The organism is Tsukamurella spumae, assembly GCF_012396015.1.
Classification (GTDB): Bacteria; Actinomycetota; Actinomycetes; order Mycobacteriales; family Mycobacteriaceae; genus Tsukamurella; species Tsukamurella spumae.
In genome coordinates this window covers 1-16,203 of the sequence record NZ_JAAXOQ010000029.1, presented here as the reverse complement: position 1 = coordinate 16,203, position 16,203 = coordinate 1, and the positions used below count along the sequence as shown (strand labels likewise).

General features: G+C 71.1%; 14 protein-coding genes. 2 read left to right on the top strand and 12 right to left on the bottom strand.

Annotation, left to right across the window (positions count from 1 at the left end):
* Window positions 1-25: 25 nt before the first annotated feature.
* The 5 genes from guaA to guaB form a co-directional block, all read right to left on the bottom strand.
* Complete coding sequence (gene guaA / locus HF999_RS18145; protein ID WP_312854195.1) at window positions 26-1,591, bottom strand: glutamine-hydrolyzing GMP synthase; 1,566 nt, start codon at window positions 1,589-1,591, stop codon at window positions 26-28.
* A gap of 96 nt (window positions 1,592-1,687) precedes the next feature.
* A complete protein-coding gene (locus HF999_RS18140) occupies window positions 1,688-2,344 on the bottom strand; it encodes a DNA alkylation repair protein (RefSeq protein WP_168547251.1) in 657 nt (218 codons plus the stop codon).
* A gap of 27 nt (window positions 2,345-2,371) precedes the next feature.
* Window positions 2,372-4,123, bottom strand: a complete 1,752-nt coding sequence (locus tag HF999_RS18135; protein WP_168547250.1) for an FAD-dependent oxidoreductase — start codon at window positions 4,121-4,123, stop codon at window positions 2,372-2,374.
* A gap of 113 nt (window positions 4,124-4,236) precedes the next feature.
* On the bottom strand, window positions 4,237-5,394 hold the full coding sequence (locus HF999_RS18130) for a GuaB3 family IMP dehydrogenase-related protein (protein ID WP_168547249.1): 1,158 nt from the start codon (window positions 5,392-5,394) through the stop codon (window positions 4,237-4,239).
* Window positions 5,395-5,463: 69 nt separating this feature from the next.
* Window positions 5,464-7,005, bottom strand: coding sequence for an IMP dehydrogenase (guaB, locus tag HF999_RS18125; protein ID WP_168547248.1), 1,542 nt, complete (start codon window positions 7,003-7,005; stop codon window positions 5,464-5,466).
* 84 nt (window positions 7,006-7,089) lie between these two features.
* On the opposite strand from guaB, the gene HF999_RS18120 reads away from it, so the two are divergent.
* A complete protein-coding gene (locus HF999_RS18120; protein ID WP_068522523.1) occupies window positions 7,090-7,479 on the top strand; it encodes a DUF5319 domain-containing protein in 390 nt (129 codons plus the stop codon).
* A 58-nt stretch (window positions 7,480-7,537) separates the two neighbouring features.
* Here the strand turns inward: HF999_RS18120 and HF999_RS18115 are convergent, their stop codons facing one another.
* Genes HF999_RS18115 through HF999_RS18105 form a run of 3 tightly spaced genes read right to left on the bottom strand, consistent with a single transcriptional unit; the run spans window position 7,538 to window position 10,231 of the window.
* Window positions 7,538-8,755, bottom strand: a complete 1,218-nt coding sequence (locus HF999_RS18115; RefSeq protein ID WP_168547247.1) for an anti-sigma-D factor RsdA — start codon at window positions 8,753-8,755, stop codon at window positions 7,538-7,540.
* A gap of 1 nt (window position 8,756) precedes the next feature.
* On the bottom strand, window positions 8,757-9,329 hold the full coding sequence (locus tag HF999_RS18110) for a sigma-70 family RNA polymerase sigma factor (protein WP_068573376.1): 573 nt from the start codon (window positions 9,327-9,329) through the stop codon (window positions 8,757-8,759).
* 20 nt (window positions 9,330-9,349) lie between these two features.
* On the bottom strand, window positions 9,350-10,231 hold the full coding sequence (locus tag HF999_RS18105; protein WP_168547246.1) for a hypothetical protein: 882 nt from the start codon (window positions 10,229-10,231) through the stop codon (window positions 9,350-9,352).
* Between the two features lie 375 nt (window positions 10,232-10,606).
* Between HF999_RS18105 and HF999_RS18100 the strand changes: the two genes are divergently transcribed.
* On the top strand, window positions 10,607-10,909 hold the full coding sequence (locus tag HF999_RS18100) for a WhiB family transcriptional regulator (RefSeq protein ID WP_168547245.1): 303 nt from the start codon (window positions 10,607-10,609) through the stop codon (window positions 10,907-10,909).
* Between the two features lie 62 nt (window positions 10,910-10,971).
* Here HF999_RS18100 and groL read toward each other — a convergent pair whose 3' ends face one another.
* The 4 genes from groL to HF999_RS18080 all read right to left on the bottom strand — a co-directional run.
* The gene (groL, locus tag HF999_RS18095; protein ID WP_168547244.1) at window positions 10,972-12,579 is read right to left on the bottom strand and encodes a chaperonin GroEL; all 1,608 of its coding nucleotides are present in this window, start codon (window positions 12,577-12,579) and stop codon (window positions 10,972-10,974) included.
* Between the two features lie 92 nt (window positions 12,580-12,671).
* A complete protein-coding gene (groES, locus tag HF999_RS18090) occupies window positions 12,672-12,971 on the bottom strand; it encodes a co-chaperone GroES (RefSeq protein WP_068573370.1) in 300 nt (99 codons plus the stop codon).
* A gap of 194 nt (window positions 12,972-13,165) precedes the next feature.
* Window positions 13,166-14,539, bottom strand: coding sequence for a DUF445 domain-containing protein (locus HF999_RS18085; protein ID WP_168547243.1), 1,374 nt, complete (start codon window positions 14,537-14,539; stop codon window positions 13,166-13,168).
* Between the two features lie 62 nt (window positions 14,540-14,601).
* The coding region (locus HF999_RS18080; RefSeq protein WP_168547242.1) for a DUF2339 domain-containing protein at window positions 14,602-16,203 on the bottom strand (1,602 nt) is incomplete at its 5' end.

Here is a 16,203-nt window from a genome sequence, read left to right as displayed (position 1 = left end):
GGCGGCACCGGTCAGATCGTGACCGCTATTCCCACTCGATCGTCCCCGGCGGCTTGCTCGTCACGTCGAGCACCACGCGGTTGACGTCCTCCACCTCGTTGGTGATGCGGGTCGAGATGATCTCGAGCGTCTCGTAGGGCACGCGCGTCCAGTCCGCCGTCATGGCGTCCTCGGAACTGACCGGACGCAGCACGATCGGGTGGCCGTAGGTGCGGCCGTCGCCCTGCACGCCCACGCTGCGGACATCGGCGAGCAGCACGACGGGGCACTGCCAGATCGTGCCGTCGAGGCCCGCCGCGGTGAGCTCCTCGCGCGCGATCGCGTCGGCCTTGCGCAGTAGGTCCAGGCGGTCCTTGGTGACCTCGCCGACGATCCGGATGGCCAGGCCCGGGCCCGGGAAGGGCTGGCGGCCGACGATCTCCTCCGGTAGGCCGAGCTCGCGACCGACCGCGCGCACCTCGTCCTTGAACAGCAGGCGCAGCGGCTCGACCAGCGAGAACTCGAGGTCCTCCGGCAGGCCGCCCACGTTGTGATGGCTCTTGATGTTGGCGGTGCCGGCGCCCCCGCCGGACTCGACCACGTCCGGGTACAGCGTGCCCTGGACGAGGAACTCGACCTTGGCATCCGCCGATCCGACGACCTCGGAGACCGCGCCCTCGAAGGACCGGATGAACAGCTCGCCGATCGTCTTGCGCTTCGTCTCCGGATCGGACACGCCCGCGAGTCGGGACAGGAAGGTCTCCTCCGCGTCGACGGTGACCAGGCGTGCGCCCGTCGCCGCGACGAAGTCGGTCTGCACCTGCTCCCGCTCGCCCTGCCGCAGCAGGCCGTGATCGACGAAGACACAGGTCAGCCGGTCCCCGATGGCGCGCTGCACCAGCGCGGCCGCGACCGCCGAGTCGACGCCGCCCGAGAGCCCGCAGATCGCGAGGCCGCTCTCCCCCACCTGCGCGCGGACATCCGCGATGAGCTGCTCCGCGATGTTCGCGGCGGTCCAGGTGGGCTTCAACCCGGCGACCTCGTACAGGAACCGCGTGAGCACCTCCTGACCGTGCGGGCTGTGCAGTACCTCCGGGTGGTACTGGACACCGGCCATCCTGCGGCCGACGTTCTCGAACGCGGCAACGGGCGCGCCGGGCGTGGAGGCCACCGTCGAGAAGCCCTCCGGGGCGACCTGCACGGCGTCGTTGTGGCTCATCCACACGGGCTGCTCCGCGGGCAGCCCGGCGTGCAGCACACCGTCGCCCGTGGGTGTCAGGGTGGTCCTGCCGAACTCGCGCCCGCCCGTGTTGGCGACGGTGCCGCCGAGGGCCCGGGCCATCATCTGGAAGCCGTAGCAGATACCGAACACCGGGACCCCGAGGTCGAAGACCGCGGGATCGAGGCTCGGGGCGTCCTCCGCGTACACCGACGCCGGACCACCCGACAGCACGATGGCGGCGGGGTTCTTGGCGCGCACCTCGTCGGCGGTGATGGTGTGCGGCACCACCTCCGAGTAGATCCGCGCCTCGCGGACGCGGCGAGCGATCAGCTGCGCGTACTGCGCACCGAAATCGACGACCAGAACGGGGTTGGGTGAGGAGTCCGTCACCCGTGTCAGTCTAGTTGCCGCTGGCCGCCGGTCAGGACACCAGGGCCGTCACGATCCCGAGCGCCCGCCGCGAGGCAGGTGGGATGAACGGCGCCGTCAGGCATGGCGGCGGCGGACCATCTCGGTGATCCAGATCGGCGCGAAGGGCGAAACGCAACCCTTCGAGACCGGGTAGTCCGCGAGCACCTGCAGGTCCTCGCCGATCGCGATCGCGCGGGCCCGACGGGACGGGTCCTCGATGCCGATGGTCGCGAGGGTCTCGTTCATCGCCCACTGCAGCTTCGACGGGGCGTCGCGCATCTCCCGGGCGACGGTGTCGAGCAGCGCGTCCCGATCGAGATCGGCCGTGGTGACGGCATGCGTCGTCAGCGTCCAGCCCGCGGCCCGCACCCGCGGATCGGCGTCGTCGAACCACTGCGCCCGGAGCGTCGCCGCATGCGGGGACTTCTTCACCAGGTAGTTCAGCAGCCAGTCGTGCGCCTTGTCGCTGCGGGCGGACCGGAGCATCGCGTCCAACTCGCCCGCGGTGTACTGCTTCGGCCTGCTGATCAACAGCGCCACCAGTTGCCCCGCGACGTCATCCGAGTCCCACAGTTCGCCGGCGAGCTCCCGGTCCGTACCGAGCGACTTCGCCACCGCCCGCAGCATCGTCAGGTTCACGCCGTGGGGGTCGCCGTGCCGTTCGTTGACCGCCCGCGCCCGCGGATCCTCCAGTGCCGCCAACTCGGCCAGTACGTCCTGCACGCGCGTCATGACACCGAGCGTAGCGACGGCGGACCGTCAGGCCTGCGTATCGGCCTCCTGCGGCGGACGCACCTTGGGCAGGGGCAGGAGCAGCTGGCCGGGCGCGCCCGCGGGGACGGCGGGCGACTTCGGCGCGGTCGGGGCGATGCGCTGGTAGCCGGCGCCCTGCGCGGGACGCGGGTCCTGCTCGCCCTTGTTCGGCCAGAGCGACGCGGCGCGCTCGGCCTGCGCCGCGATCGACAGCGACGGATTGACGCCGAGATTGGCCGAGATCGCGGCGCCGTCGACGACGAACAGCGAGGGGTAGCCGTGGATCCGGTGGTACGGGTCGATGACGCCGGTCTCGGGCGAATCGGAAATGGCTGCGCCGCCGAGGAAGTGGGCCGTCATCGGGACGTTGAAGATGTCGCCCCAGGTGCCGCCCGCCACGCCGCCCAGCTTCTCCGCACCGATCCGGGCCGCCTCGTTGCCCTTCGGGATCCACGTGGGGTTCGGCGCGCCGTGCCCCTGCTTGGAGACCATGCGGCGCTTGCTGCTGCCGGGAATCTTCTTGGTGTAGGTGGTGATGGAGTTGTCCAGGCTCTGCATGACGAGCAGGATCAGCACGCGCTGACCCCAGTCCTTCTGGGTGAGCAGCAGTTTCAGGTCGCTCGGCTTCTTCGCCAGGTCGCGCACGAATCCCCCCAGCCGGGTGCGGCCCGGGCCGCCGTCGACCAGGAGCGACTGCAGCATCCCCATCGCGTTGCGGCCGGGTCCGTACCGGACGGGCTCGATGTGGGTGTCCGGCGTCGGGTAGAAGGAGCTGGTGATCGCCACGCCCTTGGAGAGATCCTCGACGGGGTCGACGACGGTGCGCGCCGAGCCGAGGATCGACTCGGAGTTGGTGCGGGTGAGCACGCCCAGGCGCTCGGAGAGCTTCGGCAGCGCGCCCGTGTCCTTGAGCGAGTGCAGCAGCGTCTGCGTGCCCCAGGTGCCGGCCGCGAAGACCACGTTGTCGGCGGTGTAGACGGTGCGGTTCTTGCGCACCTTCGCCCCCGTGCGCCGGGTGTCCACCTCCCACACGCCCTTACGGCCCTCCCGGACCCCCGTCACCGTCGTCATCGGGATGAACCGCGCCCCACCGGCCTCGGCCAGGTGGATGTAGTTCTTCATCAGGGTGTTCTTCGCGCCCACGCGGCAGCCCGACATGCACTGGCCGCACTCGGTGCAGCCGGTTCGGGCGGGGCCGGCGCCGCCGAAGAACGGGTCCGCGTCGGTGCGGCCCGGCTGGTTGAAGTACACGCCCACCGGCGTCTCGGTGTACGTGTCCGCGACGCCCATCTCCTCGGCGATCTGCTTGATCACCCGGTCCGACGGGGTCTCGTGCGGGTTCTTCACCACGCCCAGCATCCGCCGGGCCTGGTCGTAGAACGGGGAGAGCTCGTCGTCCCAGTCGGTGATGTGCTTCCACTGGGGGTCGTTGAAGAACGGCGCCGGAGGCTTGTACAGCGTGTTCGCGTAGTTCAGCGAGCCGCCGCCCACGCCGGCGCCCGCGAGGACCACGGCGTCGCTGAGCAGGTGAATGCGCTGGATGCCGTAGAGGCCCATCGCCGGCGCCCACACGAACTTCTTGAGGTTCCACGTGCTCTCGGCGAAGTCCTCGTCCGCGAACCGCTGCCCGGCCTCGAGCACGCCGACGCGGTAGCCCTTCTCGGTCAGACGCAGCGCGGTCACGCTGCCGCCGAACCCGGAGCCGATCACGAGCACGTCGAAGTGATCGCCCGTGTTCTGCTTGACTGCCTTGGCCATTTGGCACCCCTCACCCGTCCGCGGAAGGACCTGTGTCACCGGACCGCGGCTGAAGCGGCCCTACTGACGGGTAACGGTACTACTAAACCTTACTCAATAACAGTGGTTCGGGCTCAGTACGCGACGTTGAGCCCGACCTTCTGGAACTCCTTGAGCTCGCTGTAGCCGGACTTGGCCATCGACCGGCGCAGGCCGCCGACCAGGTTCAACTGGCCGTTCGGCTCCGTCGACGGGCCGTTGAGGATCGTCGCGAGGGACGGCGCCGCGCCCTCGGAGGCGTCCAGCCCGCCGAGCTGCGCGGGCGCGACCGCGCCGCGCGGGATCGACGGGTGGGCGGCCACCGACGGCCAGTACCAGCCCTTGCCCGGCGCCTCGGCCGCGAGGGCGAGCGGAGCGCCCAGCATGGTGGCATCGGCGCCACAGGCGATCGCCCGCGCGACATCGCCGGCGCTGTAGATGTCGCCGTCGGCGATCACGTGCACGTACCGGCCACCGGTCTCGTCCAGGTAGTCCCGACGGGCCGCGGCGGCATCGGCGATGGCGGTGGCCATGGGGACACCGATGCCGAGCACCTCCCGGGTCGTCGTCGCGCCCTCCGCCGAGCCGTACCCGACGATGACGCCGGCCGCGCCGGTACGCATCAGGTGCAGTGCGGTGCGGTGATCGCTCACGCCGCCCGCGACCACCGGGACGTCGAGATCGCCGATGAAGGTCTTGAGATTCAGTGCCGAGCCCTCGTTCGAGACGTGCTCCGCCGAGATGATCGTGCCGTGGATGACCAGCAGGTCGATCCCGGCCTTGACCAGGACCGGCGTCAGCTCCTGGGCGCGCTGCGGCGAGACCCGCACGGCCACCGTCACCCCCGCGTCGCGCACCCGGCCGACGGCCGCGGCGAGCAGCTCGGGGTCGAGCGGCGCGGCGTGCAGCTCCTGCAGGCGACGGATCGCGGCGGTGCCGGTGATGTCGGACGCGGCGAGCGAGACGACCTCCTCGACCCTGGCCTGCGCATCGCGGTGCCGCGAGTAGAGCCCCTCGGCGTTGAGCACGCCCAGGCCGCCCAGCTCACCGAGCCCGATCGCGAACTCCGGCGAGCCGATCGCGTCCGTGGGATGCGAGAGGATGGGGGTGTCGAACCGGTACGCGTCGAGCTGCCACGCGGTGGACACCTCCTTCGAGGACCGCGTGCGACGCGACGGGACGATGTTCACGTCCTGCAGCTCGTACGTGCGTCGGGCCGTGCGGCCCATGCCGATCTCAACCATGTCGCGCAACGCGCTCAGTCCTTTCCGGACGGGAGCGGGGCATCGTCGGCCCCGGGGGTACGTGTGAGGACTACCGGACTACCGCGTGGTGTAGTTCGGCGCCTCGACCGTCATCGTGATGTCGTGCGGGTGCGATTCTTTCAGACCCGCAGCGGTGATCTGCACGAACTGGGCGCGCTGCAGATCCTCGATGGTCTGGCTGCCGGTGTAGCCCATCGCCGCCCGGAGGCCGCCGGTGAGCTGATGGATCACCGAGCTCAGCGGGCCGCGGAAGGGCACCCGCCCCTCGATGCCCTCGGGCACCAGCTTGTCCTCGGAGAGCACATCGTCCTGGAAGTAGCGGTCCTTGGAGTAGGACTTCGCCTGGCCGCGGCCCTGCATGGCGCCGAGGCTGCCCATGCCGCGGTAGCTCTTGAACTGCTTGCCGCCGACGAGGATCAGCTCGCCCGGCGACTCGCCCGTGCCCGCGAGCAGCGAGCCGAGCATCGCCGTCGACGCGCCGGCCGCCAGCGCCTTCGCCACGTCGCCCGAGAACTGCAGGCCGCCGTCGGCGATCACGGGGACGCCCGCGGGCGCGCACGCCGCGTTCGCCTCGAGGATCGCGGTGATCTGCGGGGCGCCGACGCCCGCCACCACGCGCGTGGTGCAGATGGAGCCGGGGCCCACGCCGACCTTCACACCGTCGACACCGGCGGCGACCAGCGCGGCTGCACCGCTGCGGGTGGCCACGTTGCCGCCGATGAGCTGCACGTCGTCACCGAGCTCGTGCTTGAGCTTCTCGATCATGTTGAGCACGCCGCTCGAATGGCCGTGCGCCGAGTCCACCACCAGCACGTCGACACCGGCGTCGCGCAGCGCCATGGCCCGCTCCCACGCCTCGTCGCCCGCACCGACGGCCGCGCCGACGAGCAGCCGACCGTCCGAGTCCTTGGTGGCGTTGGGGTGCTGCTCGGTCTTGACGAAGTCCTTGACCGTGATCAGGCCGGTGAGCCGCCCGCTGCCGTCGACGATGGGCAGCTTCTCGATCTTGTGCCGGCGCAGTAGCCCGAGCGCCGCCTCGGCGGTGACGCCCTCCTGCGCGGTGATGAGCGGGGCCTTCGTCATGACCTCGGCGACGGGGCGCTCGAAGTCGACCTCGAAGCGCATGTCGCGGTTGGTGATGATCCCGACCAGCGTGCCCTTCTCGTCCGTCACCGGCAGGCCGGAGATCCGGAACCGGGCGCACAACTCGTCGACCTCGCGGAGCGTGTTCGACGGGCTGCAGGTGACCGGATCGGTGACCATGCCGGCCTCGGACCGCTTGACCGTCTCGACCTGCCCGGCCTGCGCCTCGATCGACAGGTTGCGGTGCAGCACGCCCATGCCCCCGTTGCGGGCCATCGCGATGGCCATCCGCGCCTCGGTGACGGTGTCCATCGCGGAACTGATCAGCGGGACCCGCAGCGTGATCCCGCGGGTGAGCCGCGTGGAGATGTCGACCCCCGACGGAATGACATCGGAGGCCGCGGGAACGAGGAGCACATCGTCGAAGGTGAGGCCGAGCATGGCGACCTTGGACGGGTCGTCACCACCGATGCGAACAGAGCCGGAAGCGGGCGCGGAAGAGGCGGAACGCGTCATGTATCCATGGTACGCGGCGGATACTTCCGCTCGTACAGCGCGTGTGACTGGCCAGAACAGGGCATTTCTGCGTACCGTGGGGGCGTGCGCAACAATCTTCCCCCCGGCCTTCCGCCGGACCCGTTCGCCGACGATCCGAGCGACCCCACGGCCGCTCTGGACTCGCTCGATCCCGGCCAGCCCCTCGATCCCGCCGAGCGGCTCGCCGTCGAGGAGGACCTGGCGGACCTGTCCGTCTACGAGGCACTCCTCGCCCACCGCGGTGTCCGTGGCCTCGTGATCTGCTGCGACGACTGTCAGGAGGATCACTACCACGACTGGGACATGCTGCGCGCGAACCTGCTGCAGCTGCTGGTGGACGGCACCGTCCGGCCCCACGAACCGGCCTACGATCCCGCACCCGACGCGTACGTCACGTGGGACTACTGCCGCGGCTACGCCGATGCCGCGATGAACCTCGCGAACGAGGAATAGGCGCCCGAACCGACGAAGGCCCCCACCGAGCGGTGGGGGCCTTCGTGGTCGTCACGGGTTACCGCGGGAACAGCACCGGAGGCAGCACCGTGGTCGTCTCCGTCGCCGCGGCCGTCGAGGTCGTGGTCCGGGGCGGAGGCGTGGTGGTGGTCGTCGCCGGCGGTGTGGTGGTCGTCGCGGTCGTCGTCGGTTCCGTGGTCGTCGGCTCGGTGGTCGTCGGCTCGGTCGTCGTCGGCGTCGGCCGCGGCGTGGTCGGCCGCGGCGTGGTCGGCCGCGGCGTGGTCGGCGCGGGCGTGTCGAGGATCGTCGGATACGGCACCGTCGTCGTGGGCGTGGTCGGGACGGTCGAGGGCGATGTCGGTGACGTCGGCGGCGCCGACGGGGTCGCCGGGCTCGACGGCTCGGACGTGGGCAGGTCGGTCGACCCGACCGGCAGGCCGGCACGCGCCTCCGCCGCCCGGATCCGCTCCTCGAGCTCGGCCCGATCCTTCGCGTTCTTCACCTTCGCGGCCTGCTGTCGGGCGTTGACGAGCGCCGACTGCGCCGCCGCCTGATTGCTGCCGCTGATCTCCTCGTCGGCCTTCGCGATCTGCGCCTTCGCCTCCGAGGTGGCGACCGTCTGCGAGGCGGCGTCCGCGAACACGACCTCCTTGACGCTCCACAGCGCACCATCGCCCGGGTCGGCGGAGTTCACGAGCACGCCACCGCCGCCGATGATCGCCACCGCGGCCGCGGCCGTACCGGCGATCAAGCCGAACCGCCGGTTGCGCCGCGAGGGGGCGTTCGCGATGTCGGTCACGGCACCGTCGCCCGACGGTGCCTCCAGTGACCCGCCCACGAGTGGCGCCGGGGGCGGCGCGACGGGGCGCGTGGGCCGCCCGGGACCTCGGCCCCGGCCCCGGCGGCCGCCGCCGGTGGCGGCGACGATCTCGTCGATCGACGGGCCCGAGGGCACCGGCGTGGTGACGATCTCGTCGCGCCAGTCGGCGAGCAGCGAGGCGAGCGTGAACTCGGTCTGATCCGCGGTGGTGACGGCGCCGCCGGCGGCGAGGGCCTCGATCAGGTCGTCGTCCCGACGGACCGCGGCCACGTCGACGGGCGCACCGTCGTCCGTGACGCGATCGACGAAGCCGGTGTCCCCGTCGCGGAAGTCGCGCGGACCGCCGGGGCGCATCGGGCGCATCGGCGGACCCAGACGGTGAGTGGCCGTGCGCTCAGGATCCTGGGGATCGAAGCGCCCCTGATTGTTCCCGGGCTTGCGGGTGTCGTCGGCCATGTCAGTTCTCACCTTCTTTCGCGATCTGGTTCTTCAGCTTGGACAGCGCGCGGTGCTGAGCCACGCGGACGGCACCTGCTGTACCGCCCACCGCCTCCGCGGTCTCCTCGGCCGATAGGCCGACGACCACGCGGAGGATCAGGATCTCGCGCTGCTTCTCGGGGAGCGTGCTGAGCAGGCGGGCCATGTCGCGGCTCGCCTCCGTGGCGAGCGCTTGTCCCTCGGGCCCGCCGTCCAGCGACGCTCTCTCTGGGATCTCGCTGACGGGGTCGGATTTGTTACGAGCCGCACCACGGAAGCCGTCCGCGACCTTGTGCGCGGCGATGCCGTACACGAACGCCATGAACGGGCGCCCCTGGTCCTCGTACCGGGGCAGAGCCGTCATCACAGCCATGCACACCTCCTGCGCGATGTCTTCAGCGGACAGCGAGTGACGCTCGCCACCACCGACCCGCGCGCGGCAGTACCGCACGACGAGTGGCCGGATGGTGTCGAGAACATCTGCGAGCGCGGACCGATCGCCGCGCGCTGCCTCGCGCACGGCCCGGTCGAGCTCCTCACCTGTCAGATTCATCGCCAGCCTGCATCCTGCCGTTACAACCGTGCCAATCCCGCGCCATGGCGAATCCAGACCGCCTCCACGGCCGCAGCGTCGCGCGCGAACGCCTCCCCATGCCCCACCTCCGACAACGCGACCAACATCTTCGCTCCGGCCCACCTTAGAGGATCGAGCCCTTCCGAGGTGGCGACGCCGTACGCCTCGGTCGCGAGTTCCCGCGCCCGGTCCGGATCGCCCGACGCCATCGCCGCGGAACCCGCGATGAGCAGCGTCTTCGCATGATGCCGCGGCGCAGTCGGCCCCGGGTCGGCCGACAACAGCGGATCTATCGCGGCGGCCGCCGCCTCGGTCTGCCCGGTGTAGACGGCCAACTCGGCCGCGACCCAGTCGCGTCGCAATCGGGCGCGCGGCACCGTCCACCACGGGAAAGCGCGCGCCGGGCCGGCACCGGACCGCGACGAATCCGCAGTCCCCCCGGCTCGGAGGTGCTCGTCCGCACGCGCGAGCAGGCGGGCGCTCAAGGCGTGCCGGCCGGTGCCCAGAGCGTCCGCAGCGAGTCCTACCGTCGCATCGACCGTCAGCGCCACCGATAAACCATAACCTGGTTGTTCATCTATTGAGCTCGCAATGCCTAGTGCGGCACCGTCGGGCAGCGCCGCGGCGCGGTGGGCGCCGGACTGTCGCAGCATCGAACCCTCCAGGCAGCGCGCCGCCGCGGCGAACGGCCCACCGGTCACGCCCGCGGTGAGCGCCCGGGCGGCCGCGAACCGTCCCGTCCCGGCGAGCGCGACGGCGCGCAACCAGACCCGGCCACCGGCGCAGTCCGCGGGACCCGGGGCGCCCGCGGTCGCACCGAACGCGGCCGTGACCAGATCCGCCGCACCGGCGGACGCGCGATCCGAATGTCCAGTTTCCAAAGATTTAACCTTCCACAATTTGCAGCAATGACAATGGCGTCGAACGGTCGGACACCGGCGCCAATGTTACCGAATTGTAAAGCGATTGCCGGGTCCCTTCCATGTCGTTGCAATCGCAGGGTCCGATACCTTCGACGGCAACACACACTCCCACCTGTGACGATCGTCGCCGGAGTCCCGGAATTCACGAACGGAACACCGGTCCGTATACCGCAGAAGGAATGAACACAACGTTAATTCTCACCGCGACCGAAGGGTCCCCACAAACGCCCACAGCGGGTTGACCTTCGTCTGACGAACTGCATACGGTGAACGGGCGAGAGGAACAACGACGTTTCCACGCCAGCGAGATCGCCGAGTGTTTGGAGAATGCGCATGCCTCAACCCAACGAACTCCCCGGTCCCAACGCGGATTTCTGGGACTGGCAGATGCACGGCGTGTGCCGCGGCGTCGACAGCTCGGTGTTCTTCCACCCCGACGGCGAGCGGGGCCGGGCGCGCGCGCAGCGCGAACGGCGTGCCAAGGAACTGTGCCGCACGTGCCCCGTACTGACGCAGTGCCGCACGCACGCGATCGCCGTCGCGGAGCCCTACGGCATCTGGGGCGGCCTGTCCGAGTCCGAGCGCGCCGCGCTGGCGTCCAAGGCCCGGGTCAGGACCAGCCGCATCGCGGGCTGACCCCACGACGACGAGCGCCCCCGGCCCGAAGGCCGGGGGCGCTCGTCGCGCTCGAGGATCTCCTAGTGGGAGTGCCCCGCGTGCGCGTCCTCGGGCTCCTCCGCCGGCTTGTCGACGACGGTGGCCTCGGTGGTGAGGATCATCCGGGCGACCGATGCGGCGTTCACCACGGCGCTGCGGGTGACCTTCACCGGGTCGATGACGCCGTCCGCGATGAGATCGCCGAACTGCAGGGTGGCGGCGTTGAAGCCCTCACCCGTCTCGGTGACCCGGTTGACGATGACGGCGCCATCCGCGCCCGCGTTGGTGGCGATCCAGAACAGCGGGGCCGTCAGCGCGCGACGGAACGCGCGCACGCCCAGCTGGAAGTCGCCCTCGCTGCCGTCCTCGAGGTCGGCCAGCTGCGCGCTGACCTTGACCAGCGCGGTACCGCCGCCGGACACGATGCCCTCCTCGACCGCGGCACGAGCAGCGGACACGGCGTCCTCGACGCGGTGCTTGCGCTCCTTGAGCTCGGTCTCGGTGTGCGCGCCGACGCGGATCACCGCGACGCCACCGGCCAGCTTCGCGAGGCGCTCGGAGAGCTTCTCGCGGTCCCAGTCGGAGTCGCTGTTGTCGATCTCGGCCTTGATCTGCGCGGCCCGCTGCTGCACGTCCTCCTTGGACCCGGCACCGTCGACGATGGTGGTGGCGTCCTTGGTCACCTCGACGCGCCGGGCGCTGCCCAGCAGGTCGATCCCGGCCGTGGACAGACTCAGGCCCAGGTCGGTGTTGATGACGGTGCCGCCGGTGACGATGGCGAGGTCCTCGAGGAAGGCCTTGCGGCGATCACCGAAGAAGGGCGCCTTCACGGCGACGGCGCGGATGGTCTTGCGCAGGGTGTTGAGGACCAGCGTCGAGAGCGGCTCGCCCTCGACGTCCTCGGCGACGATCAGCACCGGCTTGCCGGTCTCGAGGATCTTCTCGAGCAGCGGCAGGAAGTCGGGCAGCGAGGTGATCTTGTCGCGGTAGAGCAGCACCAGGGCGTCGTCGAAGACGACCTTGCGCTCCTCGAGGTCCGTGACGAAGTTCGGGGAGATGTAGCCCTTGTCGAACTGCACGCCCTCGGTGACGACCACGTCGGTCTCCACGCCCGAGCTCTCCTCGACGGTGACGACACCGTCGGCGCCGACCTTGCCCATCGCCGAGCCGATCATCGTGCCCAGCTCCTCGTCGCGCGAGCTGACGGTCGCGACCTGCGCGATCGCCTTCTCGCCGTCCACCGGGGTGGCCTGCGAGACGAGGATGTCGGCGGCCTTGTCCGCGGCCGCGCCGATGCCCTTGCCGAACTCGATCGGGTTGGCACCGGCCGCGACATTGCGCAGGCCCTCCTTGACGACCGCCTGCGCGAGCACGGTGGCGGTCGTGGTGCCGTCGCCGGCGATGTCGTTCGTCTTGGTCGCGACGGACTTGACCAGCTGGGCGCCCAGGTTCTCGACCGGGTCCTCCAGCTCGATCTCCTTGGCGATGGTCACGCCGTCGTTGGTGACGACGGGCCCGCCGAACGCCTTCGCCAGCACGACGTGCCGGCCGCGGGGTCCGAGGGTCACCTTCACCGCGTCGGCGAGCTCATCGACGCCGGCTTCCAGGCTGCGGCGTGCGTCCTCGTCGAATGCGATCTGCTTAGCCATGTTTCAAAGCTCCTAAGGCTCTAGTGAAAAAGCCGGACCGCCCCGCCTCAGCTTCGGGCGGGGCGGTCCGGACTTCGCACGTGTGCGGCCGACTACTTGCCGATGACGGCGAGGACGTCGCGCGAGCTGAGCACGAGGTACTCCTCGCCGTTGTAGTTGAACTCGGTGCCGCCGTACTTGCTGAACAGCACGGTGTCGCCCTCGTTGATGCCGGTCGGGACCCGGTTGCCCTGCTCGGTCACGCGGCCCTCGCCCACGGCGACGACGGTGCCGGTCTGCGGCTTCTCCTTGGCGGTGTCCGGAATGACCAGGCCCGACGCGGTGGTGGTCTCGGCCTCGGTCGCCTTGACCAGGATCTTGTCGTCAAGCGGCTTGATGTTCACGCTTGCCACAGTTCGCCTCCATGTATGGATGTTCGGTGTCATGTTGTCTGGCCCGAAAGTCACAGCCGTCGTCGCGGGTGCCGGCGTCACCTTGTGTGTGCGGGTTGTCCCGCGCACACGAACCACTTAGCACTCTACCCATGGGAGTGCTAGCACTTCAAGGGTGGGACTGACGGGGCGTCGGCGCGGTGCGGCGGCCGGGCTCAGTGGGTCAGGTGCTCGACCATGAGGACCTGCAGCTCACCCACCAGGAAGCCGAGGATCGCACCCACCATGATCAGCGTCTTCTCGTCGGCCTGGAAGGCCGGTCGCAGCACGCCCTCGAACTCGTCGGGGGTCATCGCCGCCATCTTCTCCGCCATCGTCGAGCGGATGTCGAGCATCGTGTCCAGGTAGCCGTTGGCGTCCGCGAGCATCACCGGCATCGACGCCACGAAGTCGTCCGCGCCGGCCCGGGACATCGCCCCGATCCGGGTCATGTCGAGCCCGCCCGCCACCTTCCCGACGGTGCCGCCGACCGCCCCGCCGACCAGCCCCACGGCATCGGCGACCACGCCCACCAGGTTCCCGGCGGTGAGCGGGCCGACGCCGACCTTGTCGAGGCCGAGGTTGGCGGAGTTGCTGCGCAGCGCCTTCTCGACGCTGGGCAGCTCGTCCTCCACCGCCTCGCGCAGCACCCCGGCGACGACGGTGACGAGCTGGTCCCGCTGCGGGCCGGTGAACAACGAACGCACCAGACGCTCGGCGGTCAGCACGCGGGTGGCGATCAGCGCGCCGTACTCCTCGGACACCGGGATCCGGTGCTTCTGGAACAGGCCCTGCCACGGGATGAATCCCAGGTACTTCTTCGGCTCCTTGGGGTTGAAGATCAGGCGCAGCGCCGCCCAGTCGGTGAACCAGCCGGTGAAGAGGCCGAACAGCGGCATGATCCAGGGATTGCGGAACACCGCCCAGCACAGCGCCTGCAGCACGCCGATGAAGAAGCCGAACACGAGGCCGCTGTTGCGGATGAACGCGAACTCCCGCCGCCCGACGTCGAGGAACATCTTCTCCAGGATGTCCGGGTCGGCCAGGACCTCCCGGGTGACCATCTCCTTGAGGTCGAAGACCTCGTCGATGTTCTCCCGGATCGCGGCCACCAGCTTGGGCACCAGATCCCGAGCGATCACCTGCGCACGCTGGATCACCAGGTCACGGCCGGTGGACGGGAGCACGTTCCACAGCGCGGGCTGGTACTCGGCGGCCACCTCCGGCACGATCCGGGCGACCTCCCGGCGCAGCTGCCGCTCCATCCGGTCGCCGAGCTCCTCCGCGTCGATCTTCTCCAGGAGGTCCGATGCGGAGACCAGGCGATCGGTGAGCGTGTCGCAGAGCACCTCGACCATCTGCGGCGCCCGCTTGGGGATGATGCCCTGCCAGCCGAGCTTGCCGATGCCCTTGAACCGGTGCGGCCGGAACATCATCCGGATGGCGACGACCTTGGTGCCGTAGCCGATCAGGGCCGCGATGATCGGCATCGACAGGTAGATCGGCCAGTTCCGCTGGAAGTCCGCCGTGATGTCCGCCCAGGACTGCATGGCGTCACACTACGCACGCCCGCGCCCGCCGGGGCCCGATTCGCCCACGTCAGAGCGCTTCGTCAGGTCCGCGACGCGCGATCGGTCCGCGCGGCGTAGACCGCCCCGACCGCGAGCAGGCTCACCCCGACCACCAGGAACGCGGCGACGCGGACGGCACCGTCGAGGGCCGCGAGGTCGAAGAGGAAGAGCTTGGCGACCGCCCCGCCGATGAGGGCGAGCCCGGCCACGGTCGAGGCGGTCCCCCACACCCGGCGGCGCTGGAGGAGCAGGAAGGCGCCGACCGCGATCCACGCGACGGTCGCCAGGCCGTGCCCGAACCGCGCGCCGTCGGCGCCCGCGAGGGCCCACCCGAGGTTCGCGAGCAGCGCGGTCGTCGCGCCGAGCGCCGCGAGCCCGCCGCCCACCCCGGCTGCGGCCCGGAGGTCGGCGGGCAGTACCGGCACCAGCCGCCACACCGCGACGACGGCGAGGGCCAGCGCGAGAGCCGCGGCGGTGACCGCCGCCGCCGAACCGGCGCCGTACCGCCCGGCGGTATCGAGGAGGGTCACCGTCGGTCCGAACCGGCCGGCGGCCACGAGCAGGCCCACGCCGCCGAGGGCCGCGCCGGCCCAGCAGGCCGACGGTTCGCGGCGGGCCGCCACGAGGGCGCCCGCGCCCAGCGCCAGGACGACGGTGGCGAGCCACGTGCCGGGGACCGCGACGAGCGCCCCGATCAGCGCGGAGCAGGCCGCGACGGCGAACCACACGGCGCGCACCGACGGTGCCGTGCCGGGCATGAGGCCCAGGGCCGTCGTCGCCGCGGCGAGCGCGAGGGCGGCCATGGCGGCGGCCCAGTGGGGCGCGCCGATCACGGCGAGGAGCACGGGCAGCGCCGCGACGACGGCCGCGGCGACCAGCGGCCAGGACCGGCCCGCCCGGGCGGCGGGATCGGCGGCGGCGATCAGCCCGACGACGGCACCGAGCAGTGCGCCGCCGAGGACGGGCAGGGCGTCGGCGGGGCCGGCGGCGAGGGCCAGCACCGCGAACGTGCCGGACGTCCCGACCGAGCGCACGACGTGCAGCCACGGCCAGGCCGCGGGGCGGGCGACGCCGATCGAGGCGATGGCGAGGATGAGGACGAACCCGCCGAGCAGGTAGGCGTTGTGGGCGAGCGGCGGCGCGAGCACGTAGATCGGGGCGAACAGCGCGATCCCGAGCCACTGACTGCGCCACCGGGAGGCCAGGGCGAGGCCGGCGAGCGCGATCAGGCCGGAGAGGGCGAGGCCGATCACGGGGTGCACCCAGCGGTAGATCCCGGTGACGGCGACGACGTCGAGGTAGGCCGCGGCGACGCCGGTCGCCGCGAGCGCGGCGGCACCGACCCGTCCGCCGGGCCGGGTGTGCAGCCGGAGCGCCGAACCGATCAGCCCCGCGGCGAGCGCGGCCCCGAGACCGACGCGGACCGCGGGACCGAGCAGACCCGCCTGAGCGGCGAGCACGAGGAGCAGCGCGACGCCGATGAGGGTGACCAGCACACCCGCGCCGGCGAGCACGCGGGCCACCGTGAGCACGGGCTTGCGATCGGGGCGCTGCGGCGCCGCCGGTGCCGGACGGAAGGGCGCCGGGTGGAAGGGCGTCGGGGCGGGCGGCGCGGGCCGGGGATGCCGGGCGGCGCCGCGCGG

Coding starts and splice junctions, on each gene's coding strand:
- HF999_RS18140 (WP_168547251.1), bottom strand. CDS start 2,344: ATGACGCGCGTGCAGGACGTACTGGCCGAGTTGGCGGCACTGGAGGAT.
- HF999_RS18135 (WP_168547250.1), bottom strand. CDS start 4,123: ATGGCCAAGGCAGTCAAGCAGAACACGGGCGATCACTTCGACGTGCTC.
- guaB (WP_168547248.1), bottom strand. CDS start 7,005: ATGACGCGTTCCGCCTCTTCCGCGCCCGCTTCCGGCTCTGTTCGCATC.
- HF999_RS18115 (WP_168547247.1), bottom strand. CDS start 8,755: ATGGCCGACGACACCCGCAAGCCCGGGAACAATCAGGGGCGCTTCGAT.
- HF999_RS18110 (WP_068573376.1), bottom strand. CDS start 9,329: ATGAATCTGACAGGTGAGGAGCTCGACCGGGCCGTGCGCGAGGCAGCG.
- HF999_RS18100 (WP_168547245.1), top strand. CDS start 10,607: ATGCCTCAACCCAACGAACTCCCCGGTCCCAACGCGGATTTCTGGGAC.
- groL (WP_168547244.1), bottom strand. CDS start 12,579: ATGGCTAAGCAGATCGCATTCGACGAGGACGCACGCCGCAGCCTGGAA.
- HF999_RS18085 (WP_168547243.1), bottom strand. CDS start 14,539: ATGCAGTCCTGGGCGGACATCACGGCGGACTTCCAGCGGAACTGGCCG.